Origin of the sequence: Streptomyces sp. JL2001 (genome assembly GCF_050917515.1) — a bacterium.
Taxonomy (GTDB): domain Bacteria; phylum Actinomycetota; class Actinomycetes; order Streptomycetales; family Streptomycetaceae; genus Streptomyces.
The window spans coordinates 1,320,162-1,345,613 of sequence record NZ_CP169421.1 but is presented as its reverse complement, the minus strand read 5'-3'; the positions used below and the strand labels follow the sequence as shown (position 1 = coordinate 1,345,613).

Here is a 25,452-nt window from a genome sequence, read left to right as displayed (position 1 = left end):
GGCATGACCGACGACGACGGCGCCCGCCGCCCCGCGACCGCGCGGACCGACACCGACCGCCCGCCGCACGCCGTCGTCGTCGGCGGCGGACTCGCCGGCATCACCGCCGCCCTCCAGCTCGCCGACAGCGGCGTGCGGGTCACCCTGCTCGAAGGCCGCCCCCGGCTGGGCGGGCTCGCCTTCTCCTTCCGGCGCGGCGAACTGACCGTCGACAACGGCCAGCACGTCTACCTGCGCTGCTGCACCGCCTACCGCTGGTTCCTCGACCGTGTCGAAGGCGCCGCGCTGGCGCCGCTGCAGCGCCGCCTGGACGTCCCCGTCCTCGACGTCGCCCACCCCCGGGGACCCCGGCTCGGACGGCTGCGCCGCAGCGGCCTGCCCGTACCGCTCCACCTGGCCGCCAGCCTCGCCACGTATCCGCACCTCTCCCTCGCCGAACGCGCGAGCGTCGGCCGCGCCGCCCTCGCGCTGAAGTCGCTCGACCCCGCCGACCCCGCCCTCGACGGCATCGACTTCGCGACCTGGCTCGGCCGGCACGGCCAGTCCGCCCGCACCATCGAGGCTCTCTGGGACCTGGTCGGCGTCGCCACCCTCAACGCCACCGCCCCGCACGCCTCGATGGGCCTGGCCGCCATGGTCTTCAAGACCGGGCTGCTCTCCGAGCCCGGCGCCGCCGACATCGGATGGGCCCACGTCCCCCTCGGCGAGCTCCACGACACCCTGGCCGGCAAGGCCCTCGACTCCCTCGGCGTGCGCACCGCCCTGCGCACCAAGGCCGAGCGCATCACCCGGGCCGAATCCGGGCGCTGGACCGTCGAGGTGCCGGGGGAGCGGATCGAGGCCGACGCCGTCGTCCTCGCCGTACCGCAGCGCGAGACCCGCGACCTGCTGCCCGAGGGCGCGCTCGACGACCCCGACCGGCTGCTCGACATCGGCACGGCGCCCATCCTCAACGTGCACGTGGTCTACGACCGCAAGGTGCTCCGGCAGCCCTTCTTCGCCGCGCTCGGCACCCCGGTCCAGTGGGTCTTCGACCGCACGGACTCCTCCGGACTGAAGGGCGGCGGCCAGTACCTCGCCGTCTCGCAGTCCGCCGCCCAGGACGACGTCGACCTGCCGGTCGCCGACCTGCGCGCCCGGTACCTCCCGGAACTGGAGCGCCTGCTGCCCGCCGCCCGTGGCGCCGGCATCCGCGACTTCTTCGTCACCCGGGAGCGTACGGCCACGTTCGCTCCCAGCCCGGGCGTCGGCCGGCTCCGTCCCGGCGCCCGCACCCATGCTCCCGGCCTGTACCTGGCCGGCGCGTGGACCGCCACCGGCTGGCCCGCGACCATGGAGGGCGCCGTCCGCAGCGGTTTCAGCGCCGCGGGTGCCGCGCTCTCCGCCCTCGGCCGCCGCCATGAACACCCGCTGCAGGAGGCGGTATGAGTGTGAGTACTGGAACAAGAGGAGAAACCGTGCCGACAGTGCCCCCGGTGAATCCGGTCGTCGACACCGAGGACGTGACCGCCCTGCTGGAGCGGGGACGGACCCTGTCCACCCCTGTGCTGCGGGCCGCCGTCGACCGGCTCGCACCCCCGATGGACACCGTGGCCGCCTACCACTTCGGCTGGATCGACGCCCAGGGCAACCCGGCCGACGGCGACGGCGGCAAGGCCGTCCGCCCGGCGCTCGCGCTGCTCTCCGCCGAGGCGGCCGGTGCGGCCCCCGAGGTCGGCGTCCCCGGCGCCGTCGCCGTGGAGCTCGTCCACAACTTCTCGCTGCTGCACGACGACCTGATGGACGGCGACGAGCAGCGCCGCCACCGCGACACGGTCTGGAAGGTGCACGGCCCCGCCCAGGCGATCCTCGTCGGCGACGCCCTGTTCGCACTGGCCAACGAGCTGCTCCTCGAACTCGGCACCGTCGAGGCCGGCCGCGCCACCCGCCGCCTGACCACCGCCACCCGCAAGCTGATCGACGGCCAGGCCCAGGACATCTCCTACGAGCACCGCGAGCGGGTCACCGTCGAGGAGTGCCTGGAGATGGAGGGCAACAAGACGGGCGCCCTGCTCGCCTGCGCGGTCTCCATCGGCGCGGTCCTCGGCGGCGCCGACGACCGCACGGCGGACAAGCTGGAGGAGTACGGCTACCACCTCGGCCTCGCCTTCCAGGCCGTCGACGACCTTCTCGGCATCTGGGGCGACCCGGAGTCCACCGGCAAGCAGACCTGGAGCGACCTGCGCCAGCGCAAGAAGTCCCTGCCGGTCGTCGCCGCCCTCGCCGCGGGCGGACCGGCCTCCGAGCGGCTCGGCGAACTGCTCGCCGCCGACGCCAAGAGCAACGACTTCGACTCCTTCTCCGAGGAGGAGTTCGCCACCCGGGCGGCGCTCATCGAGGAGGCGGGCGGCCGGGAGTGGACCTCCCAGGAGGCCCGCCGTCAGCACGCCGTCGCCATCGGCGCGCTGCACGAGGTGGACATGCCCGAGCGGGTCAGGGCCCAGCTCACCGCACTCGCCGACTTCGTCGTCGTACGGAAGAGATGATCACCATCACCCTGATATGAGTTCGCAGTCGCCGGCCGGCGCCACCCGGCGCCGGCCGACGGCAGACCCGAAGAAGCAGAATCCGACTGCACGAAGGGGAAGCCATGACAGCGACGACCGACGGAAGCGCCGGGGCCGTGGGCCCCCGGGCGGCCTCGGCCAGCGAAACATCCGGTACCGCGCCCGTGCGGAGCGGCCTCGACGAGGCCGCGGCCCGGGCCGCCGAGCGCTCCATCGCACATCTGCTCGACCGTCAGGACGCCGAAGGCTGGTGGAAGGGCGACCTGGAGACCAACGTCACCATGGACGCCGAGGACCTGCTGCTCCGTCAGTTCCTGGGCATCCTCGACGCCGAGACCACCCGCGCCGCCGCCCTGCACATCCGCGGGCGGCAGCACGAGGACGGCACCTGGCCCACGTTCCACGGCGGGCCCGGCGAGCTCTCCGCCACCATCGAGGCCTACGTCGCGCTGCGGCTCGCCGGGGACCTCCCCGACGCCCCGCACATGGCGCGCGCCTCCGCCTGGGTCCGCGACCGGGGCGGGATCGCCGCCGCCCGGGTCTTCACCCGGATCTGGCTCGCCCTGTTCGGCTGGTGGCGCTGGGAGGACCTGCCCGAACTGCCGCCCGAGCTGATCTACCTGCCGAAGTGGTTCCCGCTCAACATCTACGACTTCGGCTGCTGGGCCCGCCAGACCATCGTGCCGCTCACGGTGGTCTCCGCCAAGCGGCCGGTGCGGCCCGCGCCCTTCCCGCTGGACGAGCTGCACACCGACCCGGCCCGGCCCAACCCGCCCAGGCCGCCGGCTCCCGCGACCAGCTGGGACGGCCTCTTCCAGCGCCTCGACAAGGCGATGCACCTGTACCACCGGGTCGCGCCCCGGCGGCTGCGCGAGGCCGCCATGAAGGTCGCCGCCCGCTGGATCGTCGAACGCCAGGAGAACGACGGCTGCTGGGGCGGCATCCAGCCCCCGGCCGTCTACTCGGTCATTGCCCTCCATCTGCTCGGCTACGACCTGAACCACCCGGTCATGCGCGCCGGACTGGAGTCCCTCGACCGCTTCGCCGTCTGGCGGGAGGACGGCTCCCGCATGATCGAGGCGTGTCAGTCGCCGGTCTGGGACACCTGCCTGGCCACGATCGCCCTCGCCGACGCGGGCCTGCCGCCGGACCATCCGGCCCTGGTCAAGGCCGCCGACTGGATGCTCGCCGAGGAGATCGTCAAGCGCGGCGACTGGGCCGTGCGCCGGCCGGGACTCCCGCCGGGCGGCTGGGCGTTCGAGTTCCACAACGACAACTACCCCGACATCGACGACACCGCCGAGGTGATCCTGGCACTGCGCCGGGTGAAGCACCCCGACCCCGCCCGGGTCGAGGCCGCGATCGCCCGCGGGGGCCGCTGGAGCCTCGGCATGCAGTCGAGGAACGGGGCCTGGGGCGCCTTCGACGCCGACAACACCAGCCCCCTCCCCAACCGGCTGCCGTTCTGCGACTTCGGCGAGGTGATCGACCCGCCCTCCGCCGACGTCACCGCCCACATGGTCGAGATGCTCGCCTACGAGGGCAGGGCCCGACACCCCCGTACCCGCAGGGGAGTTGAGTGGCTGCTCGCCGAACAGGAGCCGAACGGCGCCTGGTTCGGCCGCTGGGGCGTCAACTACATCTACGGCACGGGCTCGGTGGTCCCGGCCCTCACCGCGGCCGGCCTGCCCGGATCGCACCCGGCGATCCGCCGGGCCGTCGCCTGGCTCGAGTCCGTGCAGAACGACGACGGAGGCTGGGGCGAGGACCTGCGCTCGTACCACGAACGGCCCTGGATCGGCCACGGGACCTCCACCGCCTCGCAGACCGCCTGGGCGCTCCTCGCCCTGCTCGCGGCCGGCGAGCGCGAGTCGAAGACCGTCGAACGGGGCGTCGCCTGGCTCACCGACACCCAGCGCGAGGACGGCACCTGGGACGAGCCCTGGTTCACGGGTACCGGATTCCCCTGGGACTTCTCCATCAACTACCACCTCTACCGGCTGGTGTTCCCGCTCACGGCGCTGGGCCGCTACGTGAACGGCGAGCCGGTCGTCTCCCGGGAGGGCGGATGAGCCAGGAGCCGGAGGCCGCGCTCTCCTCACCGCCGCTGCTGATCGCCTGCGCGCTCGGCATCGAGCAGCTCGCCCTGCGCAGCGGCGGACGCTCCGGGGCCTCCGGCCCGTTCACCGTGGTGCGCACGGGCATGGGCCCGGACCGTGCCCGCCGGGCCGTCTCCCGGGCGCTCGCCGAGGAGCCCTGGCGGGACGCCGTCGTCGTCGCCTCCGGCTTCTGCGCCGGCCTCGCGCCCGGGATGCACCCCGGCGACCTGGTCGTGGCGGAGGAGACCCGCGGCGACGCGGCCGGTCCGGACGGCACCACCGTGTGCACCGGCCCGGAACTGCTGGTGAAGGCGCTGACCCGGGCGGTTCCCGGGCGCACCGTGCACACCGGCCCGCTGGCCGGGTCCGACCACGTCGTGCGCGGTCACGAGCGGTCCGAGCTGCTGGCCACCGGCGCCCTCGCGGTCGACATGGAGTCGGCCGCCACGCTGCGCACCGCGCTGGTGGCCGGACCCCGCCCGGTTGCGGCCGTCCGGGTGGTCGTGGACGCTCCAGAACATGAACTGGTCCGGATCGGCACGGTACGCGGTGGAATATCGGCTTTCCGTGTTCTTCGTGCCGTCCTTCCCGCATTCTTCGAATGGCACCGTTCTTTGCTGCTCCCCAGGAGGTGAGCGAGTTATGGCCATGCCGCTCCGTCAGTCCATCCGGGTCGGGACCTATCTCTTCGAACAGAAGCTCCGCAAGCGGGAAAAGTTCCCGTTGATCGTCGAGCTGGAGCCGCTGTTCGCCTGCAACCTCAAGTGCGAGGGCTGCGGCAAGATCCAGCACCCGGCGGGTGTGCTCAAGCAGCGCATGCCCGTCGCCCAGGCGGTCGGCGCGGTCCTGGAGTCCGGGGCGCCGATGGTCTCCATCGCCGGCGGCGAGCCCCTGATGCACCCTCAGATCCACGAGATCGTGCGGCAGTTGGTAGCCAAGCGCAAGTACGTCTTCCTCTGCACCAACGCCATGCTGCTGCGCAAGAAGCTGGAGGACTTCACCCCCTCGCCCTACTTCGCCTTCGCCGTGCACATCGACGGGCTGCGGGAGCGGCACGACGAGTCCGTCGCCAAGGAGGGCGTCTTCGACGAGGCGGTGGCCGCGATCAAGGAGGCCAAGCGACGCGGCTTCCGGGTCACCACCAACTCGACCTTCTTCAACACCGACACCCCGCAGACCATCATCGAGGTGCTCAACTACCTCAACGACGACCTCCAGGTCGACGAGATGATGATCTCGCCCGCGTACGCCTACGAGAAGGCGCCCGACCAGGAGCACTTCCTCGGGGTCGAGCAGACCCGGGAGCTCTTCAGGAAGGCCTTCGCGGGCGGCAACCGGCGCCGCTGGCGCCTGAACCACTCCCCGCTCTTCCTGGACTTCCTGGAGGGCAAGGCGGACTTCCCGTGCACGGCGTGGGCGATCCCGAACTACTCGCTCTTCGGCTGGCAGCGCCCCTGCTATCTGATGAGCGACGGGTACGTGCCCACGTACCGCGAGCTGATCGAGGAGACCGACTGGGACAAGTACGGCCGGGGCAAGGACCCGCGCTGCGCCAACTGCATGGCGCACTGCGGCTACGAGCCCACCGCCGTCCTCGCCACGATGGGCTCGCTGAAGGAGTCCCTCCGGGCGGTCCGCGAGACCGTCTCCGGCAGCAGCGGGTGACGTGATGCCCACGGGAGAACCCGCGGCCCCGGTCGCGCTGGGGCTCCCCGGGCTGCCGCCCCGGCCCGTCTCGGTGCGCCGTGTCTCACGGCGCATCCAGGTCGGGTCGGTGGCGGTGGGCGGGGACGCGCCCGTCTCGGTGCAGTCGATGACGACGACGCGTACGTCCGACATCGGTGCGACGTTGCAGCAGATCGCGGAGCTGACGGCTTCGGGGTGTCAGATCGTGCGGGTGGCGTGCCCGACGCAGGACGACGCGGACGCGCTGGCGGTGATCGCGAGGAAGTCGCAGATCCCGGTGATCGCGGACATCCATTTCCAGCCGAAGTACGTGTTCGCGGCGATCGACGCCGGGTGCGCGGCGGTGCGGGTGAACCCGGGCAACATCAAGCAGTTCGACGACAAGGTGAAGGAGATCGCGAAGGCGGCCTCCGAGGCGGGCACGCCGATCCGGATCGGTGTGAACGCCGGTTCGCTGGACGCGCGGCTGCTGAAGAAGTACGGCAAGGCGACCCCGGAGGCGCTGGTGGAGTCGGCGCTGTGGGAGGCGTCGCTGTTCGAGGAGCACGGTTTCCGCGACATCAAGATCTCGGTGAAGCACAACGACCCGGTGGTGATGGTGAACGCCTACCGTCAGCTGGCGGCGCAGTGCGACTACCCGCTGCACCTGGGTGTGACGGAGGCGGGTCCGGCGTTCCAGGGGACGATCAAGTCGGCGGTGGCGTTCGGTGCGCTGCTGGCGGAGGGGATCGGGGACACGATCCGGGTGTCGCTGTCGGCTCCGCCGGCGGAGGAGATCAAGGTCGGTATCCAGATCCTGGAGTCGCTGAATCTGCGTCAGCGGCGGTTGGAGATCGTGTCGTGTCCGTCGTGCGGGCGGGCGCAGGTGGATGTGTACAAGCTGGCCGAGGAGGTCACGGCGGGTCTGGAGGGCATGGAGGTGCCTCTGCGGGTCGCGGTGATGGGCTGTGTCGTGAACGGTCCGGGTGAGGCGCGTGAGGCGGACCTGGGTGTCGCGTCGGGCAACGGCAAGGGTCAGATCTTCGTGAAGGGCGAGGTGATCAAGACGGTTCCGGAGTCGAAGATCGTCGAGACCCTGATCGAGGAGGCGATGAAGATCGCCGAGCAGCTGGAGAAGGACGGCGTGCCCTCCGGGGCGCCCGCCGTCACCGTGGGCGGCTGACGCATCGCGCCGCCCACCGTACGTGTCCAACCGACCGAAAGGGGGCCGAGCATGACGATTCTGGAGAACATCCGGGGGCCGCGCGACCTCCGGCCGCTGTGCGGCACGGAGCTCGTCGAACTGGCCGAGGAGATCCGGCAGTTCCTGATCCACGCCGTCGCCAGGACCGGTGGCCACCTCGGCCCCAACCTCGGCGTCGTGGAACTCTCCCTCGCGCTGCACCGGGTGTTCGAGTCGCCCGCGGACCGGATCCTGTGGGACACCGGCCACCAGAGCTACGTGCACAAGCTGCTGACCGGCCGGCAGGACTTCTCCAAGCTCCGCAGCAAGGGCGGGCTCTCCGGCTACCCCTCCCGGGCGGAGTCCGAGCACGACGTCATCGAGAACTCGCACGCCTCGACCGTCCTGGGCTGGGCGGACGGCCTGGCCAAGGCCAACGAGGTGCTCGGCCGCTCCGACCACGTCGTCGCGGTCATCGGCGACGGCGCGCTGACCGGCGGCATGGCCTGGGAGGCGCTGAACAACATCGCCGCCGCCAGGGACCGCCCGCTCGTCATCGTCGTCAACGACAACGAGCGCTCCTACGCCCCGACCATCGGCGGCCTCGCGGACCACCTGGCGACCCTGCGCACCACCGACGGCTACGAGCGCGTCCTGACCTGGGGCAAGGACGTCCTGGAGCGGACCCCCGTCGTCGGCAGGCCCCTGTACGAGTCGCTGCACGGCGCCAAGAAGGGGTTCAAGGACGCCTTCGCGCCGCAGGGCATGTTCGAGGACCTGGGGCTGAAGTACGTCGGCCCGATCGACGGCCACGACATCGAGGCGCTGGAGTCCGCCCTGCACCGGGCCAAGCGGTTCGGCGGCCCGGTCATCGTGCACTGCCTCACCGAGAAGGGCCGCGGCTACCAGCCCGCCCTCGCCGACGAGGCCGACCGCTTCCACGCCGTCGGCGCGATGGACCCGCTGACCTGCGAGCCGCTCGCCCCCGCCGCCGGCCCGTCCTGGACGTCCGTCTTCGGCGAGGCGATGGTCGAGATCGGGGCGGAGCGGCCCGACGTCGTCGCGATCACGGCCGCCATGCTGCACCCCGTCGGCCTCACCGCGTTCGCCGAACGCTTCCCCGACCGGGTCTGGGACGTCGGCATCGCCGAACAGCACGCCGCGGTCTCGGCGGCCGGCCTGGCCACCGGCGGACTCCACCCCGTCGTCGCCGTCTACGCCACCTTCCTCAACCGCGCCTTCGACCAGCTGCTCATGGACGTGGCGCTGCACCGGTGCGGCGTCACCTTCGTCCTGGACCGGGCCGGTGTCACCGGCACGGACGGCGCCTCCCACAACGGGATGTGGGACCTGTCGCTCCTCCAGGTCGTCCCCGGCCTGCGGATCGCCGCCCCGCGCGACGCGGACCAGCTGCGCGCCCAGCTGCGCGAGGCCCTGGACGTGCACGACGCGCCGACCCTGCTGCGCTTCCCCAAGGAGACCGCGGGGGCGCCCGTGCCGGCCCTCGACCGGATCGGCGGCATGGACGTCCTGCTCCGCGACGAGGACGCCACCGTCCTGCTCGTCGCCGTCGGCGTGATGGCGGACGTCTGCCTCCAGGCCGCGGACCTGCTGGCCGGCCGGGGGGTCCGCTGCACCGTCGTCGATCCGCGCTGGGTCAAGCCGGTCGACGAGGCCCTCGCCCCGCTCGCCGAGCGGCACCGGCTCGTCGCGGTCGTCGAGGACAACAGCCGGACCGGCGGGGTCGGCGCCGCCGTCGGCCAGGCCCTGCGCGACGCCGGCGTCGACGTCCCGCTGCGCACCTTCGGCATCCCCGAGCAGTTCCTCGCGCACGCCAAGCGCAGCGAGGTGCTGGCCGACCTCGGGCTCACCCCGGTGGAGGTCGCCGGACGGATCAGCGCCGCCCTGGCGCACCGGAAGAACGGTCAGTGAGGGAGAGGGCCCGATGAGCGAGGAGTCAGAACCCGTGGTGAGCGAGGAGCCCGTCCCGGTGGCCGGCAAGGAATTCGACCTGACGGCCCTGCTGGCCGAGCGGGGCGCCGAGCGGTACGAGCTGCATGCCGCGTACCTGAACCACCAGCTCCCGCGCATGCTCCACACCATCGGCTTCGACAAGGTCTACGAGCGGGCCGAGGGCGCCCACTTCTGGGACTCCGAGGGCGGTGACTACCTCGACATGCTCGCCGGATTCGGCGTGATGGGCCTCGGCCGCCACCACCCCGTCGTCCGCAAGGCGCTGCACGACGTCCTCGACGCCTCGCTCGCCGATCTCACGCGCTTCGACTGCCAGCCGCTGCCCGGACTGCTCGCCGAGCGCCTGCTCGCCCACAGCCCGCACCTGGACCGGGTCTTCTTCGGCAACAGCGGCACCGAGGCGGTGGAGACCGCCCTGAAGTTCGCCCGGTACGCCACCGGCCGGCCCAGGATCCTGTACTGCTCCCACGCCTTCCACGGTCTGACCACCGGTTCGCTGTCGGTCAACGGCGAGAAGGGCTTCCGGGAAGGCTTCGCCCCGCTGCTGCCCGACACCGCGATCGCGCTCGGCGACCTCGACGCGCTGGAGCGGGAGCTGCGCCGGGGAGACGTGGCCGCCTTCGTCGTCGAGCCGATCCAGGGCAAGGGCGTGCACGAGTCGCCCCCCGGCTTCCTGCGCGCGGCCCAGGACCTCCTGCACCGGCACGGGGCCCTGCTGATCGCGGACGAGGTGCAGACGGGCCTCGGCAGGACCGGCGACTTCTACGCGTACCAGCACGAGGACGGGGTCGAGCCGGACCTGGTCTGTGTGGCCAAGGCGCTCTCCGGCGGCTACGTGCCGGTGGGCGCCACCCTCGGCAAGGACTGGATCTTCAAGAAGGTCTACTCGTCCATGGACCGGGTCCTCGTCCACTCGGCCAGCTTCGGTTCGAACGCGCAGGCCATGGCGGCCGGGCTCGCCGTGCTCGCGGTCATGGAGTCCGAGGGGACGGTGGCGCACGCGCGCCGGATGGGAGACCTGCTGACCGCGAGGCTCCGGGAGCTGGTGCCCCGCTACGAGCTGCTGCACGAGATCCGCGGCCGCGGACTCATGATCGGGATCGAGTTCGGCCGGCCGTCCTCGCTCGGGCTGCGCAGTCGGTGGACGATGCTGCAGGCCGCCCGCAAGGGGCTCTTCGCCCAGATGGTCGTGGTACCGCTGCTCCAGCGCCACCGGATCCTGACCCAGGTCTCGGGGGACCATCTGGAGGTCATCAAGCTGATCCCGCCGCTGGTCATCGACGAGGCGGACGTGGAACGCTTCGTCACCGCCTTCACGGCGGTCATGGACGACGCCCACGGAGGCGGCGGACTGATGTGGGACTTCGGGAAGACGCTGGTCAAGCAGGCGGTGGCGCAACGGTAGGGTTTTGACTTTGGCTTTTGCCTCGGAGGCAAGAAATTTGCCTCCGAGGAAAGTTCCTGGCGGAATGGAGGCATGGAGCACCTCCACGAAGCACCGTCCCCGGACCCTGCCGAGCCGGGCACGTCCGGCGAGCCGGACGGCGTCCCGGACGCGCTTCCCGACGTGGCCCCGCAGCTGCGCGGGCTGCGCCGGCGCCGCGGGCTCACCCTGGAGGCCGCCGCGCAGCGGGCCGGCCTCTCGCCGGCCCATCTGTCCAGGCTGGAGACGGGCCGCCGGCAACCCTCGCTGCCCATGCTGCTCGCCCTCGCCAGGATCTACGGTACGACGGTCTCCGAGCTGCTGGGGGAGGTGCCCCCCGAGCGTGATCCGATCGTCCGGGCCGGCCGCTCCGAGCCGGTCGAGGCGGACGGCTGGATCTATCATCAGGCCGGCGGCCCCGGGCGCGCCCTGCAGGCGCTCCGGGTCCACGTGCCGTACGCCACCCGTACCGACATCGTCCGGGTCCATCCCGGCGAGGAATGGCTCCACGTCCTCGACGGCCGGGTGCGCCTCGCCCTCGGCGACGCCGTGCACGTGCTCGACCCGGGGGACAGCGCGCACTTCGACTCGCTCACCCCGCACCGCATCGGCGCCGCCACCCGCGGCGGCGCCGAGCTGCTCTTCGTCCATACCCTGATGCAGAGTCCCGCCGCCGAGCTGTGCCTCGGCGACGGGGCCCCGCATCCGCGCTGAGCCCACCGGAAGGGGCCGTCATGTCCGAAAAGTCCGCACCGATCACAGGTGAGGAGCGCGGCGAGGGCAAGTTCCCGAAGGGGCTCGTCCTGCGCCTCTTCGCCTACCTGGTGGCCGGCCACCTCTTCGCGGGCTTCCTCTATCTGCTCTTCGCGATGGGCGGGCAGAAGTAGTCCGTCGGGCCGGTCCGTGGGCCCTGCTTCCTACTGTCCGTCGAGCAGGTGCCCGCGCAGGCGCTCGCGCGTCTCGGGGGAGAGCTTCAGGCCCTGCGAGAGGTAGTCGTCGACCGTGCCCCAGGTCAGCTCGATCGTGTCGAACGCCGCCCGGATGTACTCCAGGCGCGCGTCGAACAGGGGGCTGAGCAGCTCCATCACCTCGGGCGCCATCGCGTCCGCGGAGGTGGAGCTGCGGCGCACCTTGTAGCGGCGGTGCGGGTCGTTCGACTTCAGGTAGTCCGCCTCGACGGCCTCGCGCTCGACGCCGACCGCGAGCAGCGAGATCGCGATGGAGAGGCCGGCGCGGTCCTTGCCGGCCGCGCAGTGCATCAGGGCGGGGATGCTGTCCTCGGCCATGGAGTGCAGGATCCGGCTGTGCTCGGCGGTGCGCTCCACAATCATCTTCCGGTACGAATCGGACATACGGTCGGCGGCCTTGCCGTTGCCGAGCGCCTCCCGCAGCTGCTCCAGCTCGCCGCCGCTCACCAGCTTCCAGAACTCCTTGCCGTCGGCCGGATCGTTGAGCGGGATGTTCACGTTCCGTACGCCCGGGAGCTCGACGTCCGGACCCTCGACCTTGCGGTCGGCGTGGTTGCGGAAGTCGAAGACCGTGTGCAGGCCCAGCGTCGTCAGGAAGGCCGCGTCCTCCTCGGTGGCGTGCGCGAGGTGGCCGCTGCGGAAGAGCCGCCCGAACCGAACCGACCGGCCGTCCGTGGTCGGCAGGCCACCGACGTCACGGAAGTTGCGTACCCCGCTCAGCTCGGGTTCGGTCGACGGGACCTGCGGCAGCTGCTGCGTCACGAGTGCTCCTGAGTGTCGACGATCTTTGATCGTGCGAGATCGGTTCTTGGTGCAATCATCCCGGCAGGTGGCTGGTTCGCACACCCCTCGGACGGGAATGGGTGTTCTGTCCGAATTGGGATATTAGAGATAACGCGCCCTGGTTACAGGGGAGATGAGCTGTGGCGCGTGAGCAGCGTCATAACTGTGACGGAACGTGCCTGATCGTCTTGGGCAACGGCCTTCTGGGCAAAGGGGGCCGAAGGCCCGTCATCCACGCAGGGTGACCGGAATTCCCGAAGAATTCCGGATCGGGGAATGCGGGGGGAAAGCGGTGGCTTGTTCGCGCCGACTCCGCTCGTCTACGGTCACCGTCAATCCGGTCGGACCGCCGAATCCTGCCACCGTCCGGAATTCGCACCCACCCACGTGTGGCAGGAGCGGGGGACCCAGGTAGTACGCCGATCCTTCAGGTCAGGACGGCTCGGGGTGAAGTCGCGCGAAGGCGCGACCGGACATCTCCAGTCCGAACCCGACAGCTCACCTCGCAGGCGACGGAGAGGAATTCGCCATGCCCGCGAAGGGTAAGCACCGCCGTCCCAAGGTCAACCCGATCAGCCGTGGATTCGTCGCCGCCGGCGCCGGTGGCGCCGTCGTCGCCCTGCCGCTCCTCGGTGCGACCGGAGCCCACGCCGCCGAGCAGGCCGCCCCGGCCCAGGCGCCGCAGCAGGCCGTCACCGCCGCGGCCGCCACCCCGGCCCAGGCCCCCGCCGCGGCCCCCGCGGCCAAGGCCAAGCCCCGTACCTACTCCGTCGTCGCCGGCGACTACCTGTCCAAGATCGCCGCCGAGCACCACCTCGCGGGCGGCTGGAAGAAGCTCTACTCCGACAACCGCCAGGTCGTCGGCGGGAACCCCTCGCTGATCTTCCCGGGCATGAAGCTCACCCTCGGCGCGAAGTCGACGGCCAAGGCCCCCGCGCCCAAGGCCGCCCCGAAGGCCCCCGCCAAGAAGGCCACCGCCAAGAAGGCGTCCGCCGAGACCCGCAGCTCCCGCAGCAGCGAGCGTCCCGCCGTCCAGTCCACGGCCCCGGCCGCGCAGAGCGCGCCGTCCACCCCGTCCACCGGCTCCGGCTGGGTCGCCCCGGTCGGCGGCGGCATCGGCACCCCGTACCGCGCCTCCGGCTCCATGTGGTCCTCCGGCTACCACACCGGTGTCGACTTCATCGCCTCCTCCGGCACCTCGGTGAAGGCCGTCGGCCCCGGCACGGTCTACTCCGCCGGCTGGAGCGGCGCCTACGGCAACGAGGTCGTCATCCAGCACGCCGACGGCACGTACTCGCAGTACGCCCACCTCTCCTCCCTCTCCGTCTCCGCCGGCCAGACCGTCGCGGGCGGCGACCAGATCGGCCTGTCCGGCTCGACCGGCAACTCCAGCGGTCCGCACCTGCACTTCGAGATGCGCACCGGGCCGAGCTACGGCTCGGACATCGACCCGCTGGCCTACCTCCGGGAGCACGGCGTCAACGTCTGATCCTCGACGCCCCGTCAGGCCCGGCACGTCACGTGCCGGGCCTCGGGGGTGTCGTGCCGACCCCGCGGAACCTGCCGCGTATTCCGGCTTGGCGCAATCTTGACCGGTGGCGTATCTCACCCGTCGTCAACCCCGCCCTACGGTCGCGTAGGTCACATCCGTAAGGGAAAGATGTGTTCTCGTGGCAGACGATTCGAGATCAACAGACGCGCACGTATTCGGGTCGTACGCGGCGATCGGTGACAGCTTCACCGAGGGCGTAGGGGACCCGGGGCCCGACGGGGCGTACGTCGGCTGGGCGGACCGTTTCGCGGTCCTGCTCGCCGACCAGCTGCCCGAGCACGACGCATTCCGATACGCCAACCTCGCCGTACGCGGCCGGCTCCTCGACCAGATCGTGGCGGAGCAGGTGCCCCGCGCGAAGCAACTCGCCCCCGACCTGGTGACCTTCTGCGCCGGCGGGAACGACATCATCCGCCCCGGCACCGACCCCGACGACGTCGCCGAGCGCTTCGAGCGTGCCGTCGCCGACCTGACCTCCGCCGTCGGCACCGTGATGGTGACCACCGGCTTCGACACCCGCGACGTCCCCGTACTGCGGCACCTGCGCGGCAAGATCGCCACCTACACGGCGCACGTCCGGTCCGTGGCCGACCGCTACGGCTGCCCGGTCCTCGACCTGTGGTCGCTCAAGTCCGTCCAGGACAGGCGGGCCTGGGACGACGACCGGCTGCACCTGTCGCCCGAGGGGCACACCCGGGTCGCGCTGCGCGCCGCCCAGGTCCTCGGCATGGACGTGCCGGCCGACCCCGACCAGCCGTGGCCGCCGCTGCCGCCGCGCGGCCCGCTGGAGGTCCGCCGGGACGACATCCACTGGGCCCGGGAGTACCTGGTGCCGTGGATCGGGCGCCGGCTGCGGGGCGAGAGCTCGGGGGACCACGTCGCGGCCAAGCGCCCGGACCTCATGCCTCTCTGAGGGCTGTCCCGTAGTCCGCGGTGGGTCGGCGCACGGCGTCGGATGCGGTGCATCGCAAGGCGGAGGGTCGTCCTCATACCGGGCGTGTTCGGGCGACCGGACAGCGCAGCGTGGTGCCGAAGCCGGCGTCGTGCGCCCGCCGGGGATTACGGGACAGCCCTGAGAACTCCTGACGAAATGCCCTGGACGCCTCACTCGCTCTCGGCTCGTGGACCTGTCGCATAGGCCAGCGGCGGCGCGATCGCCCATACGTCGGCCTGCTCCGCCACCCACAGCCCGATGAACAGCGCGGCGGTCGCCTCCAACAGTCCGGCGCGGTCCAGCCCGCCCCCCGCCACCGGCTCGCAGCCCATGTCCCGCACCAACGTGCGTGCCAGCGCGAGTGCCGCCTCGTCGTCCCCGCAGATCGGAACGGTCAAGGGCTGACCGTCGAAGACCGGCGGGGTCATTCGCCACACGCTCTCGTGACAGAGGTTGAATGCTTTGACGACGTGCACGCCCGGTACCGCCGCAGCCAGTCGGCGCGCTGCCGAGGGGCCGCCTTCCGTGAGCAGCCGGAAGCCGGGCCCGACCGGATTGGCGCAGTCGAGCAGGACCTTCCCCTTCAGCGTCGGCTGAAGCTCCCTGACGACGTCCGCTCCCGCGCCGTACGGCAACGCGGCCAGCACCGCCTCGCCGAAGTCGGCCGCCGCCTGCAGACTCCCGTGCCCCGCACCGCCCCCGATGCGCGTCGCGAGCCGCTGGGCCTTCTGTTCGTCGCGGCCTCCGACGAACACCTCGTGCCCGGCTCGCACCCACTGCGTGGCCAGTGCTTCCGCCACGTTCCCCGTACCCAGCACACCGATCTTCATCGATACGCCCCTTTCCGTATCCGCTCCAACCGCTTTCGGGACGACACTAGGAAATCCGTCAGGCACCATTTGGTAAGTGACGACCGACGCCTACCTCGCCGACTGCCGCGCCCGCCTCGCCTTCGACCTCCTCTCCAACACCTGGAACGCCGTGCTGATCTGGGTCCTGCGGGACGGTCCCCAACGCCCCGGCGAACTACGCGAGCGCATCGGCGGCATCAGCCCCAAGGTCCTGACCGAGACGCTGAGGCGGCTGGAGTTCAACGGGCTGGTGACACGGAACGCCTATGCCGAAGCGCCGCCCCGTGTCGAGTACGAACTCACCGCTTTGGGACGCACGTTGCTCGGCCCGATCGACGCATTCGGCGCGTGGGCCTTCGAGCACGGTGATGAGGTCATGGCCGCCCAGGAACGAATAGGCGGGTGAGTTCCGGCCCGTGACCTCCTCTGCACGCGTCGACGCACTTTCATCGGGATGAGTGCGAGCGCCGCCGGCAGATCAGCGCGCATCCCAGAGTGCGTCCCGTCGTGGATCCCCCTTCAACGCCCGGATGTGCGAGCCGTCGACCGCAGCACGGGAGAAGCCCAGAGATCATTTCGTGGGGAGTTCTTAGGGGCGCGTGAGCAGTCGTACCGGCGCGGGGAGCGGCGGCACGGAGGCCGGGATCCGCTCCAGGACACCGCCCGCGAACACGTCGTACAGCGGCAGCGACTCCAGGTGGACGTACCCGATGTGGCAGTCGCAGACGGCCAGGGGACACGGCCGGGGGCGCAGCGCCGACCGGTACGAGCCGTCGTAGAGATTGCCGAGCTCCGTCTTCACGAAGTGGCAGCGCCGCACGGTCCCGTCGCCGTCCACCGAGATCACCGACTCGCCGGTCCGGCAGGGGAGACCGGCCGATCGGTGCGGGTGGCGGCTGTACGGGAACAGGGGGTCGAGGGCCGCCCAGCCCTCGGCCTCCTCGTCGGTGTACGGGTGGCCCTCGGCCGCGTTGACCCACAGGTAGACCTGCGGCGGCAGCGCGGCGCGCAACCGCCGGGCGTCCTCCCGGTGGCCGGGCAGCCCGACCACACCGACGCTGAACCGGGTGCCCCGCCCGGCCAGCTCCCCGCACTTCGCGACGAACCGCTCGAACGGCGTCTGGCCCGGATGGTACGTGCACCACAGCGCCAGGGTGTCGGGGTCGGCCTCGGCCGTCCACTCGGTGCGGCAGCTCAGGTTCGTCTGGATCGCGACGCGCTCGACGTGCGGGAGCCGGGAGAGCTCGACGAGCGCGCGCCGGTACCAGGACCGCACCAGCCCCTCGCCCCACGGGGTGAAGAGGATCCGCAGCCGGTCACCGGTCCGTCCCGCGGCCCAGGCCGCGAAGCGCTCCAGCGCCGCCCGGTCCGCACGCAGCTGCTCGCGGCTGTCGCGCCGCTTGGCGAAGGGGCAGTAGGGGCAGTCGTAGTCGCAGGAGGCGAGCGGGCCTCGGTAGAGGATCGTCAGGTCCATCCCGGCCGCCTACTTCGGCTCGTAGGCGGCCATCGCCGCCCGCACGGCGGGGGAGAACAGCGCCGGACCGATGCCGTCGGAGTGCGCCAGACCCTCGGCGGACAGCCGGAGCAGCCCGTCGGGAGCCTCCGGGTCCAGCCAGCCGAGGGCCCCGAAACGCCCCAGCTCCTCGGGGAAGTCCGCGTACGGCGAGGACCCGAATCGCTCGGTGTACTCCGCCACGGGCATCCCGGCGGCCTGGAGCAGTGACTGCAGCAGATGACGCCGGCGTGCTTCCGCCGCGTCCACCCACCGGCCCACCCGGGCCCGGCCGAAGTCCTCGGTCCGCGTGTAGGTGTCGATGATCGAGCGGATCTCCCGCATGTCGACGGCGTAGTCGAAGGAGTAGTGCAGCGCCGAGGTGTACGAGCGGGCCCCGCAGCCCAGACCGATCATGCCGTCGGTCTGGCAGGCGTAGTCGTCGGAACCCTGCGGCGGAGCGTCGGCGCGACGGAACATCCGCATCGACACCTGCTCGTAGCCCCGTGCGAGCAGGTGGTCCCGGCCGTGGCGGTACAGGCTCAGCCGCTGCTCGTCCCAGTCCCGGTCGGCCTGCGGCGAGAGCTTGTCCAGCCCGGTCAGGGGGCGCACGTAGAGCGGGTACAGGTACAGCTCCTCCGGTCGCCACGCGAGCGCCGCGTCGAGCGAGCGCCGCCAGCTCTCCTCGGTCTGGCCGTCGATGCCGTAGATCAGGTCGATGTTGAGGACGGGGACGCCGCTGTCCCGGATCCGGCCGAGGGCCGCCTCGACGTCGGCGCGGCGCTGCGGGCGCACGGCGGCACGGGCCTCGGCCTCGACGAAGCTCTGCACGCCGATGCTCAGGCGCGTCGCGCCGCGTTCGGCGAGGACCGCGAGCCGGTCCGCGGTCGCGGTCGCCGGGGAGGTCTCCACGGACAGCGGCACCGCGCGGAGGTCGGCTCCCATCCGCTTCTCCGCGATGTCGCAGAGGCGTTCCAGCTCACCGGCGGTCAGGAAGGTGGGTGTGCCGCCGCCGAAGGCGGCCGTGGCGAACCGGACCGGGGAGTCGTCCCCGAGCGCCTCGCGGACGGCGGACGCCTGGCGGTCCAGGGCGTCGAGATAGCGGGTCGTCAGCTCGTCCGGGGCCCCGATCCGGGTGAAGAGGTTGCAGAAGCCGCAGCGGACCTCGCAGAACGGGATGTGCGCGTAGAGGGACAGCGCGTCCTTCGGCTCCCGCGCCCACAGAGCGTCCAGCCGGGGCGCCGGGTCGGGCAGCGACCGGTAGGCCGTCTTGTGGGGGTAGGCGTAGACGTAGCTCTGGTACGGGCGCGGGGCCTCGGGGAGGGTCATGCGGGGGTCCCTCCGCGCGGGCCGGCCGGCAGGGCGAAGGGGGCGAGGACGGTGGGGGGCGTGACGGCGGCGGGCACCCCGGGCGGGGGTGTGACGGCCCGCGGGCCGTCCAGGAAGAAGTGGGCGTAGGGAACCGTCCACACCACGTCGTGGCCGAGCCGGTGCCCGGTGAATCCGTCCTCGCCGTACGCCGTGCCGTGGTCCGAGCAGACGATCGCGAAACAGCGGCGGCGGCTGCTCATGGCGGCGAAGAGCCGGCCGATGTGCCGGTCGACGTACTCCAGCGCGGCCGCGTGCGTGGCCCGGGTGTCGCCGTCCTCCCGGGTCGCGCCGGGGAGGTGGAACCAGTTGGGCTGGTGGAGCGCGGACACGTTCACGAAGAGGAACAGCCTGCGGTCGTGCGGGAGCGCGGCGACGACCTCCTCGGCCCGGTCCACCTGGGACTCGAACGAGACCGGGGACGCGACCCCGAACGAGGGCTCCCAGTGGCTCTCCTGGAACAGCCCCGGCAGGACCGCACCGAGCGGCGGCTGCTTGTTGAAGAAGCCGACGCCGCCGATGCACACGGTGCGGTAGCCGTGCGCGGCGAGACCCGAGACCAGGTCGGGGGTGTCGTGGACGAAGGTGCCGTCGGCCGTGCTCTCGCTGCCCGCGAAGCGCGCGGCGAACAGCCGGGGATGCGGGCCCTGGGCGGCCGGCGTGGGCAGGAAGCCGGCGAAGATCGCCTGGTGGGAGGCGTAGGTGAAACTGCCCGGGGCGTGGCGCCGCTCCCACCGGCCGCCGGGCAGGTGCCGGGCCAGGTGCGGGATGCGGCCGGCCGCGGCCAGTTCGGCGGCGACGTCGTGACGCAGGGTGTCGAGCGTGACCAGGAGGATGTCGTGGCTGCCGACGACCTCGTTCATGTCGGGCCCGCGGACCGCTTCCGCCGGGGACGCGTCGCGGCCGCCCGGAGGCGGCGCGGGGGACGTCCCGGGGTCCCCCGGAGGCGGCGCGGGGGACGTCCCGGGGTCGCCCGGAGGCGCCGTGGGGCTCGCGTCGGGCTCGGGGCGGACCGTCGGGGGATTCACGTGGTGCTCGTTCCTGTGGTGCTGGGGGTCCGCAGGAGGGAGGCCACCTGCGTCGCGTACGTGTCCATGCCCTCGGCGCCGCTGCCGGGCAGGCCGGTGAGGCCGGGCAGGAGGTCGCCGAAGGCGTTGACCTCGCCGACCGCGAAGCGGCGCCAGCCGGCCGCGGGCAGCAGGTCGACCCCGACGCAGTGCGTGCCGGGGAAGGCCGCCGCGGCCCGCTCGCACACGTCGAGCGCGTCGGACCAGCGGGCGCCGGCCGTCTCCACCGCCGACCGTGCCGCGTCCAGGCTGCCGCGGACGCCGCCCAGATGGAGGTTGGTCATGGGGGAGCGGCTGGTGCGGACCACGGCGTGGGTCGCACGGCCGTCGACGACCACGACCCGAAGGTCGGCCGCACGGCCGTCCTGCGCGGCCTTCGGCAGCCAGCGCTCGATGTGCAGCCCGTCCGGTGCGAGCGCGTCGACCACGGCCGCGACCGCGCTCTCCGTCGTGTAGCGCCGCACCCGCAGGGAGTTGAAGAGGCGGCCGTCCGGGGCGCGTTCCACGGACGTGGTCGCGTGCACCCGCCCCGCGCCGTCGGTCTCCACGGCGAGCACACCCGAGGCGGAGGAGCCGTGGGCGAGCTTGACGAAGACCCGGCGAAGACCGGCGTCCGCCATCAGGGACCGGACGTCGTCCCAGCCCCGGACGGGGGGCGCGGCCGGCCCGGAGGTGGGGGAGTCCGGCACCGGGACCCCCGCCTCCCGCAGCCGTGCGTGGGCCAGGCGCTTGTCGAACAGGACCGCGAGGTCGGCGGGTTCGTCGAGCAGGACCGCCCCGGCCGCGTCGACGGTGCGGGCGAGCTCCGCCGTGGCGGCGGTGAAGGCCCGGTACCAGCGGGCCGTGCCCTCCACCCGGGTCGGGTCGTCGGTGCCGCGCAACAGCCGGTCCACGTCCGGGTCCTCGCCGGGGGAGTCCAGCCGGACCGTCTCGCCCGGCCGGAACACGGCGTCGCCCCGCAGGACGTCCAGCCAGGGCACCACCCGCGCCTCGGGCAGCCCGGCGGCCCGCACGGCGTCGCGGAAGAACGCGACACGGCGGTTGGCCGGGTTGCCGACGACGGCGAGGCGCGGGGCGGTGGTCATTCCGCGACCGCGACGTACCGGTAGGTCTCGCCGTCGCGGTACGACTCCGGCACCTGACGGTCGCCGACGTCGACCCGCACACCGTGCGGCGCGAGGGCGTCGACGATCCGCTCGCTCATCTCCTCGGAGAGGTAGTGGTGGGCGAGGCCGAGGTGTCCCAGGTGCGTGAGCGGCCGACCCGCGAGCAGCGCCGCCGCGCCCTCGTCGGTGAGCGTGCCCATCGACAGGTCGAGGCGTTCGAGCCGGCCGACCACCGGGGCGCCCGCCACGGCGGCGGCGATCCCGTCCTGCGCGTCGCTGTTGCGCAGTCCGAGACTGCGCAGGGCGGGGAAGGCGGTGCCGGCGAGCAGCGGCTCCAGGTCGGCGGGCGTGCTGTCGCCGCCGTACTGGTCCGTGCCGAGCCAGAGTTCGAGGTTCTCCAGGGCGGGCAGGGTGCTGCCCGCGATCCCGCGCACCACGTCGGAGCCCAGCCCGCCCGACTCGACCACGAGGGTGTGCAGCGCGGTGTGCTCGATCGCCGGGAAGGCGAGGTTGCTGCCGCCCCGCACGCCGAACTCCCGCAGCCCGGGGTACGCGGCCAGCAGGGGGGTCACGTCGGACTGCTGGATCCAGGAGATCTCGCAGTCCTCGAACGTCATGTCGCCGAGGAACAGTGCCTCGAGACCGGTGAGGCGGTTGTTGGCGCCGACGAGCGCGGTGACGATCTCGGCGGAGGAGTTCTCGTACGCCTCGTCCCAGCCGCCGACCACCAGGGCACGGACCTGCCGGACGTCGACGTCGGCGAGGAAGCGGGCGAAGACCTGCTCCCACTGCTCGTCGTCCGCCTCGCAGTACGTCGGGGCGGAGACGCGCCAGGCGACGGTGGCGGCGTCCGGCAGCCCGACCGAGGAGCCGAGCTCCGGGAAGTCGAACACGGGCAGGCCGTGGAGCTCCTGCAGGTGGCTCGAAATGGTCATGAGTGCTCCAGACACCGGACGGCGTTGATCGGCTGTTGCGAGAGTTCTACCAAGCCGCACCGACACCCCTGCGCGCCGGGGCGTCCGGTGGCCCCCGGCGGCCGCGGAGAGGGGGCCGGGCGTGGTCGGCGACGGGCCGCGGGCGGGAGCGTTCTGACGGCACGTCATCCGCGGAGGGGGTGTCGCGGGAGCTGCGGCCGGTTCGCCATCGACGCCATGCCGACGGGCTCGGGGTGCCGCCGGACCTACGCGCCTGCCGCCCCGCCGCGCGACCGTGCCGCGGCGCGGGGCTGCCCGGACGTGTCCGGCGCCGGCAGGCCCAGTTCACGGGCGAGCGCGGCGTCGGCCCACTCCAGCATCGCGGCCCGCGACAGCGAGCCCGCGTAGGAGGTCATCTGCACGGCGAGCCCGTCCAGGAACGCCGTCAGCCGCCAGGCCGCCGCCGCCGGGTCCTCGCAGGAGAACTCGCCGGCCGCCGTGCCCTCGGCGATCACCCCGGTCAGCGCCGCCTTCCACTGCTGGTCGAGGGCCCCGGCGACCTCGCGCAGAGCCGGTTCGCGCAGCGCCGCCGCCCAGCCCTCGATCCACAGCCGCCAGCCCTTGGCCTGCCCTGTGGGGGCGTACCACCGGACCGCGGCACGCAGCCGCCGCTCCGCCGAGGTGCGGCGGCCGAGCATCTTGCGCAGATGGGCCAGGTCGCCCTCGGCGGCGTAGGCGAAGGCCTCGGCGACCAGCTTCTCCTTGGTGGAGAAGTGGTAGAGCACGAGCGCGTTGCTCACGCCGAGCGCGGAGGCGACGTCGGCGATCCGCACGGCCGCGACCCCGCGGACCTCGATCTGCCGGACGGCGGCCCGGAGGAGTTCCTCCCGCCGCTCCGCCACGCTCAACCGCACTCTCGCCACGCCGTGCAGCCTACACAGATCCCTGACGCGGCCATGATCATCCGGCGGTACGGGCGGAGCCGGGCGGGAGGCCGGCGCTCCGGCCGGCGGGTCAGTACCAGCCGTAGCGCTCCGCGATCTCCGGCAGCCGCTCCTCGACCAGCGCGTGCGCCGCCGCGCGCGGCGTCGTGCCCGCCGCCTCCGACCGGTCAAGGACCCGTCCCACCAGGGACCGCATCGCCCGCTTGACCTGCGCGAACGCCTGGTCCGCGTCGGCCTCGACGTCCCCGAAGAGCGTCCACCACCACCAGGCGTTCGTGCCCGAATTGACCACGACGTCCGGCAGGACCACGACCCCGCGCGCGGTCAGCCGCTCCTCCGCCTCCGCGAGGACCGGCATGTTGGCCGCCTCGACGATCCAGCGGGCCCGGATCCGCTCCTGCGCCTCGGTGTCGATCGCGTACGAGACCGCCGCCGGCACCAGCACCTCGGCGTCCACGGACAGCCAGGCGTCGGCGCCCTCCTCCCGGTCCCCGGGCCGCAGCACCGAACGGTCCACGGTCCCGTGCGCGTCGCGGGCCGCGAGCAGCGCCTCGACGTCGAGACCGTCGGGGTTCACGATCGAGCCCTTCACGTCGGCCACCGCCACCACCCGCAGGCCGGCCCGGTCCAGGAAGCGGGCCGTGGCGCCGCCCATCGTCCCGAGGCCCTGCACCGAGACCCGGGTCCCGGCGTACGGGACGCCCGCCCGGTCCAGCGCCGCGAGCGCCGCCTCGGCGACCCCGCAGCCACCCACCAGCTCGTCGAGCCCGATGCCGTCCACCTCCACGGCGAAGGCGTCGGCGAGCCGCCGGCGGGCCTCCTCCTCGTCGTCGAGCAGCGGGTAGACGGCCTGGATCGAGGAGACCAGCCCCGCCTCGGCCGCCGCCCGGTCGACCAGGTCCTGGGACAGTCCGAGGTCCTCGCCGGTGGTCCAGAAGCGCTCGACGAAGGGCCGCATCGCCCGCAGGTAGCGGACCAGGACGCCGTACGCCTCGGGGGAGCGGGGATCACAGTCGATCCCGCCCTTGGCGCCGCCGAGCGGGACGTACCGGTTCCGCGGGTCGTAGTGCAGGGCCTCCTTCATGGTCATGCCCCGGGCGAGACCGGCGACCTCCTCGGCCGTGCAGCCCTCCCGCATCCGCAGCCCGCCGCTGGCCACCCCGCGGACCAGCCGGTCCACGACCAGATGGCCGCGGCGGCCGGTGACGTGGTCGGTCCAGTCGACGGACAGCAGCGGGGCGGTGCTCATGGACGTACTCCTCCGGTGACACGGGATGCGGCTACTGAATGGCGGTTCAGTATGGACCATCGCCCGGCCGGGAACGCCGCGGGCCGCTCATAATGGAACGACCCCGACCCTCAGGAGGTCCTGTGACCGGCACTGGATCCGACCGAACGCTGCGGGCCCGGCTGCGCGCCCTGCGGCCGGAAGCCTTCGGCGCCGACCCGACGGGCGCGCGCCTGGAGCGCATCCGCCGTTCGCCGAACTTCGCGGACGGAGTGTTCCAGAACCCCGTGTCGGCCCGGCACCGGCCTTCCGGTTCCACCGTCGAGTTCGCCAAGGTCTACTTCGAGAAGGAGGCGCGGGCGCGCCGGGCCCCCCGGGGCCCGATCCCCGTGCACGCCACCACCCTCGCCGACCTGGCGAAGCCGGCTGCCTCCGGGCTGCGCATCACCTGGATGGGGCACTCCACCGTCCTGGCCGAGATCGACGGCCGCCGGGTGCTCTTCGACCCCGTCTGGGGCGAGCGCTGCTCCCCCTTCCCCTTCGTCGGCCCCAAGCGGCTGCACGCCGTGCCGGTGCCCCTCGCCGAGCTCGGCCCGGTCGACGTCGTCGTGATCTCCCATGACCACTACGACCATCTGGACCTGCCCACCATCAAGGCGCTGGCCTCGACCGACACCGTCTTCGCGGTCCCCCTGGGCGTCGGCGCCCATCTGGAGCGCTGGGGGGTGCGCGCCGACCGGCTGCGCGAGCTGGACTGGAACGAGACCGCCGAGGTCGGGGAGCTGCGCCTGACGGCGACGCCCGCCCGCCACTTCTGCGGGCGCGGCCTGCGCAACCAGCAGCACACCCTCTGGGCGTCCTGGGTCGTGGCCGGCCCCGAGCACCGGATCTACCACAGCGGTGACACCGGGTACTTCCCCGGCTTCGCCGAGATCGGCGCGGCGCACGGCCCCTTCGACGTGACCATGATCCAGATCGGTGCGTACTCCGAGTACTGGCCCGACATCCACATGACCCCGGCCGAGGGCATGCAGGCCCACCTCGACCTCCAGGGCGGGCGGCCCCACGGCGTGATGATGCCGATCCACTGGGGCACCTTCAACCTCGCGCCGCACCCGTGGGGCGAGCCGGAGGAGTGGACGAAGGACGCTGCCGACGAGGCGGGGCAGGCGGCCGCCTTCCCCACCCCCGGCCTGCCCTTCGAGCCCTCCGGCACGTTGCCCGCGGAGACCTGGTGGCGGACGGTGTCGCACCCGCTCACTCACACCTGGCGGCGCGCGCAGGCGCCCCTGGACGTGACCCCCGAGGTGAGGTCCGGGTCCGCCGACCTGGACGCGGCGGTCTGAGCCGTCGGG

At 72.6% G+C, this 25,452-nt stretch carries 23 protein-coding genes and 1 riboswitch; of the genes, 14 read left to right on the top strand and 9 right to left on the bottom strand.

What is annotated here, in order from left to right; genetic code table 11:
* Positions 1–3: 3 nt before the first annotated feature.
* The 10 genes from hpnE to ACE1OA_RS05815 all read left to right on the top strand — a co-directional run bounded on the left by hpnE (position 4) and on the right by ACE1OA_RS05815 (position 11,777).
* Complete coding sequence (gene hpnE / locus ACE1OA_RS05860) at positions 4–1,428, top strand: hydroxysqualene dehydroxylase HpnE (RefSeq protein ID WP_432752414.1); 1,425 nt, start codon at positions 4–6, stop codon at positions 1,426–1,428.
* Positions 1,425–2,525, top strand: a complete 1,101-nt coding sequence (locus tag ACE1OA_RS05855; RefSeq protein WP_356600347.1) for a polyprenyl synthetase family protein — start codon at positions 1,425–1,427, stop codon at positions 2,523–2,525. The genes hpnE and ACE1OA_RS05855 overlap by 4 nt, the downstream gene beginning before the upstream one ends.
* Before the next feature lie 104 nt (positions 2,526–2,629).
* On the top strand, positions 2,630–4,618 hold the full coding sequence (shc, locus tag ACE1OA_RS05850) for a squalene--hopene cyclase (RefSeq protein ID WP_384866362.1): 1,989 nt from the start codon (positions 2,630–2,632) through the stop codon (positions 4,616–4,618).
* Positions 4,615–5,280 (top strand): 1-hydroxy-2-methyl-2-butenyl 4-diphosphate reductase, encoded by a 666-nt coding sequence (locus ACE1OA_RS05845; RefSeq protein ID WP_356600343.1) that lies wholly within the window; start codon positions 4,615–4,617, stop codon positions 5,278–5,280. The genes shc and ACE1OA_RS05845 overlap by 4 nt, the downstream gene beginning before the upstream one ends.
* A 7-nt stretch (positions 5,281–5,287) precedes the next feature.
* A complete protein-coding gene (gene hpnH, locus ACE1OA_RS05840; RefSeq protein WP_356600341.1) occupies positions 5,288–6,310 on the top strand; it encodes an adenosyl-hopene transferase HpnH in 1,023 nt (340 codons plus the stop codon).
* Positions 6,311–6,314: 4 nt separating this feature from the next.
* The gene (gene ispG / locus ACE1OA_RS05835) at positions 6,315–7,493 is read left to right on the top strand and encodes a flavodoxin-dependent (E)-4-hydroxy-3-methylbut-2-enyl-diphosphate synthase (protein ID WP_356600339.1); all 1,179 of its coding nucleotides are present in this window, start codon (positions 6,315–6,317) and stop codon (positions 7,491–7,493) included.
* 51 nt (positions 7,494–7,544) lie between these two features.
* Positions 7,545–9,425, top strand: coding sequence for a 1-deoxy-D-xylulose-5-phosphate synthase (dxs, locus tag ACE1OA_RS05830; protein ID WP_432752413.1), 1,881 nt, complete (start codon positions 7,545–7,547; stop codon positions 9,423–9,425).
* A 13-nt stretch (positions 9,426–9,438) separates the two neighbouring features.
* The gene (locus tag ACE1OA_RS05825; protein ID WP_356776744.1) at positions 9,439–10,872 is read left to right on the top strand and encodes an aspartate aminotransferase family protein; all 1,434 of its coding nucleotides are present in this window, start codon (positions 9,439–9,441) and stop codon (positions 10,870–10,872) included.
* A gap of 72 nt (positions 10,873–10,944) precedes the next feature.
* Positions 10,945–11,604: a helix-turn-helix domain-containing protein gene (locus ACE1OA_RS05820; protein ID WP_356600333.1), complete on the top strand. Its 660-nt coding sequence runs from the start codon at positions 10,945–10,947 to the stop codon at positions 11,602–11,604.
* A 20-nt stretch (positions 11,605–11,624) separates the two neighbouring features.
* Positions 11,625–11,777, top strand: coding sequence for a DUF6126 family protein (locus ACE1OA_RS05815; protein WP_356600331.1), 153 nt, complete (start codon positions 11,625–11,627; stop codon positions 11,775–11,777).
* Between the two features lie 30 nt (positions 11,778–11,807).
* On the opposite strand, the gene ACE1OA_RS05810 is transcribed toward ACE1OA_RS05815, so the two are convergent.
* A complete protein-coding gene (locus ACE1OA_RS05810) occupies positions 11,808–12,620 on the bottom strand; it encodes a tyrosine-protein phosphatase (protein WP_356600329.1) in 813 nt (270 codons plus the stop codon).
* Between the two features lie 391 nt (positions 12,621–13,011).
* Positions 13,012–13,168: riboswitch (cyclic di-AMP (ydaO/yuaA leader) on the top strand.
* A 2-nt stretch (positions 13,169–13,170) separates the two neighbouring features.
* Here ACE1OA_RS05810 and ACE1OA_RS05805 point away from each other — a divergent pair.
* Together ACE1OA_RS05805 and ACE1OA_RS05800 are read left to right on the top strand one after the other, a co-directional pair.
* Entirely contained in the window at positions 13,171–14,130 is a 960-nt protein-coding gene (locus ACE1OA_RS05805; RefSeq protein ID WP_432752412.1) for a LysM peptidoglycan-binding domain-containing M23 family metallopeptidase, read from the top strand.
* A gap of 181 nt (positions 14,131–14,311) precedes the next feature.
* Complete coding sequence (locus ACE1OA_RS05800) at positions 14,312–15,106, top strand: SGNH/GDSL hydrolase family protein (RefSeq protein WP_384866372.1); 795 nt, start codon at positions 14,312–14,314, stop codon at positions 15,104–15,106.
* Positions 15,107–15,297: 191 nt separating this feature from the next.
* Here ACE1OA_RS05800 and ACE1OA_RS05795 read toward each other — a convergent pair whose 3' ends face one another.
* Complete coding sequence (locus ACE1OA_RS05795) at positions 15,298–15,957, bottom strand: NADPH-dependent F420 reductase (RefSeq protein WP_432752411.1); 660 nt, start codon at positions 15,955–15,957, stop codon at positions 15,298–15,300.
* A gap of 76 nt (positions 15,958–16,033) precedes the next feature.
* Between ACE1OA_RS05795 and ACE1OA_RS05790 the strand changes: the two genes are divergently transcribed.
* On the top strand, positions 16,034–16,384 hold the full coding sequence (locus ACE1OA_RS05790; protein WP_356600321.1) for a winged helix-turn-helix transcriptional regulator: 351 nt from the start codon (positions 16,034–16,036) through the stop codon (positions 16,382–16,384).
* Positions 16,385–16,567: 183 nt separating this feature from the next.
* Here the strand turns inward: ACE1OA_RS05790 and ACE1OA_RS05785 are convergent, their stop codons facing one another.
* The 7 genes from ACE1OA_RS05785 to ACE1OA_RS05755 all read right to left on the bottom strand — a co-directional run bounded on the left by ACE1OA_RS05785 (position 16,568) and on the right by ACE1OA_RS05755 (position 24,118).
* A complete protein-coding gene (locus tag ACE1OA_RS05785) occupies positions 16,568–17,452 on the bottom strand; it encodes an STM4011 family radical SAM protein (protein ID WP_432752410.1) in 885 nt (294 codons plus the stop codon).
* Positions 17,453–17,461: 9 nt separating this feature from the next.
* Positions 17,462–18,799 (bottom strand): STM4012 family radical SAM protein, encoded by a 1,338-nt coding sequence (locus tag ACE1OA_RS05780; RefSeq protein ID WP_432752409.1) that lies wholly within the window; start codon positions 18,797–18,799, stop codon positions 17,462–17,464.
* Entirely contained in the window at positions 18,796–19,701 is a 906-nt protein-coding gene (locus ACE1OA_RS05775; RefSeq protein ID WP_432752408.1) for an STM4013/SEN3800 family hydrolase, read from the bottom strand. The genes ACE1OA_RS05780 and ACE1OA_RS05775 overlap by 4 nt, the downstream gene beginning before the upstream one ends.
* A 161-nt stretch (positions 19,702–19,862) precedes the next feature.
* The gene (locus ACE1OA_RS05770; RefSeq protein ID WP_432752407.1) at positions 19,863–20,990 is read right to left on the bottom strand and encodes an STM4014 family protein; all 1,128 of its coding nucleotides are present in this window, start codon (positions 20,988–20,990) and stop codon (positions 19,863–19,865) included.
* Positions 20,987–21,946 carry an STM4015 family protein gene (locus tag ACE1OA_RS05765; protein ID WP_384866382.1) on the bottom strand — a complete coding sequence of 320 codons (960 nt, stop codon included), beginning with the start codon at positions 21,944–21,946 and terminating at the stop codon, positions 20,987–20,989. Before ACE1OA_RS05765 ends, ACE1OA_RS05770 begins: the two co-directional genes overlap by 4 nt.
* 245 nt (positions 21,947–22,191) lie before the next feature.
* Complete coding sequence (locus ACE1OA_RS05760) at positions 22,192–22,848, bottom strand: TetR/AcrR family transcriptional regulator (RefSeq protein ID WP_356600311.1); 657 nt, start codon at positions 22,846–22,848, stop codon at positions 22,192–22,194.
* Positions 22,849–22,939: 91 nt separating this feature from the next.
* The gene (locus ACE1OA_RS05755; RefSeq protein ID WP_361315530.1) at positions 22,940–24,118 is read right to left on the bottom strand and encodes a Glu/Leu/Phe/Val dehydrogenase dimerization domain-containing protein; all 1,179 of its coding nucleotides are present in this window, start codon (positions 24,116–24,118) and stop codon (positions 22,940–22,942) included.
* Between the two features lie 122 nt (positions 24,119–24,240).
* On the opposite strand from ACE1OA_RS05755, the gene ACE1OA_RS05750 reads away from it, so the two are divergent.
* Positions 24,241–25,443, top strand: coding sequence for an MBL fold metallo-hydrolase (locus ACE1OA_RS05750; protein ID WP_356600307.1), 1,203 nt, complete (start codon positions 24,241–24,243; stop codon positions 25,441–25,443).
* Positions 25,444–25,452 lie beyond the last annotated feature (9 nt).

Bases quoted from the DNA above. Each gene is read 5' to 3' on its own strand.
- shc (WP_384866362.1), top strand. From the start codon at position 2,630: ATGACAGCGACGACCGACGGAAGCGCCGGGGCCGTGGGCCCCCGGGCG.
- ACE1OA_RS05780 (WP_432752409.1), bottom strand. From the start codon at position 18,799: ATGACCCTCCCCGAGGCCCCGCGCCCGTACCAGAGCTACGTCTACGCC.
- ACE1OA_RS05765 (WP_384866382.1), bottom strand. From the start codon at position 21,946: ATGACCATTTCGAGCCACCTGCAGGAGCTCCACGGCCTGCCCGTGTTC.
- ACE1OA_RS05855 (WP_356600347.1), top strand. From the start codon at position 1,425: ATGAGTGTGAGTACTGGAACAAGAGGAGAAACCGTGCCGACAGTGCCC.
- ACE1OA_RS05770 (WP_432752407.1), bottom strand. From the start codon at position 20,990: ATGACCACCGCCCCGCGCCTCGCCGTCGTCGGCAACCCGGCCAACCGC.
- ACE1OA_RS05815 (WP_356600331.1), top strand. From the start codon at position 11,625: ATGTCCGAAAAGTCCGCACCGATCACAGGTGAGGAGCGCGGCGAGGGC.
- ACE1OA_RS05825 (WP_356776744.1), top strand. From the start codon at position 9,439: ATGAGCGAGGAGTCAGAACCCGTGGTGAGCGAGGAGCCCGTCCCGGTG.
- ACE1OA_RS05820 (WP_356600333.1), top strand. From the start codon at position 10,945: ATGGAGCACCTCCACGAAGCACCGTCCCCGGACCCTGCCGAGCCGGGC.
- ACE1OA_RS05845 (WP_356600343.1), top strand. From the start codon at position 4,615: ATGAGCCAGGAGCCGGAGGCCGCGCTCTCCTCACCGCCGCTGCTGATC.
- ACE1OA_RS05795 (WP_432752411.1), bottom strand. From the start codon at position 15,957: ATGAAGATCGGTGTGCTGGGTACGGGGAACGTGGCGGAAGCACTGGCC.
- hpnE (WP_432752414.1), top strand. From the start codon at position 4: ATGACCGACGACGACGGCGCCCGCCGCCCCGCGACCGCGCGGACCGAC.
- dxs (WP_432752413.1), top strand. From the start codon at position 7,545: ATGACGATTCTGGAGAACATCCGGGGGCCGCGCGACCTCCGGCCGCTG.
- ACE1OA_RS05785 (WP_432752410.1), bottom strand. From the start codon at position 17,452: ATGGACCTGACGATCCTCTACCGAGGCCCGCTCGCCTCCTGCGACTAC.
- ACE1OA_RS05805 (WP_432752412.1), top strand. From the start codon at position 13,171: ATGCCCGCGAAGGGTAAGCACCGCCGTCCCAAGGTCAACCCGATCAGC.
- ispG (WP_356600339.1), top strand. From the start codon at position 6,315: ATGCCCACGGGAGAACCCGCGGCCCCGGTCGCGCTGGGGCTCCCCGGG.
- hpnH (WP_356600341.1), top strand. From the start codon at position 5,288: ATGGCCATGCCGCTCCGTCAGTCCATCCGGGTCGGGACCTATCTCTTC.
- ACE1OA_RS05775 (WP_432752408.1), bottom strand. From the start codon at position 19,701: ATGAACGAGGTCGTCGGCAGCCACGACATCCTCCTGGTCACGCTCGAC.
- ACE1OA_RS05755 (WP_361315530.1), bottom strand. From the start codon at position 24,118: ATGAGCACCGCCCCGCTGCTGTCCGTCGACTGGACCGACCACGTCACC.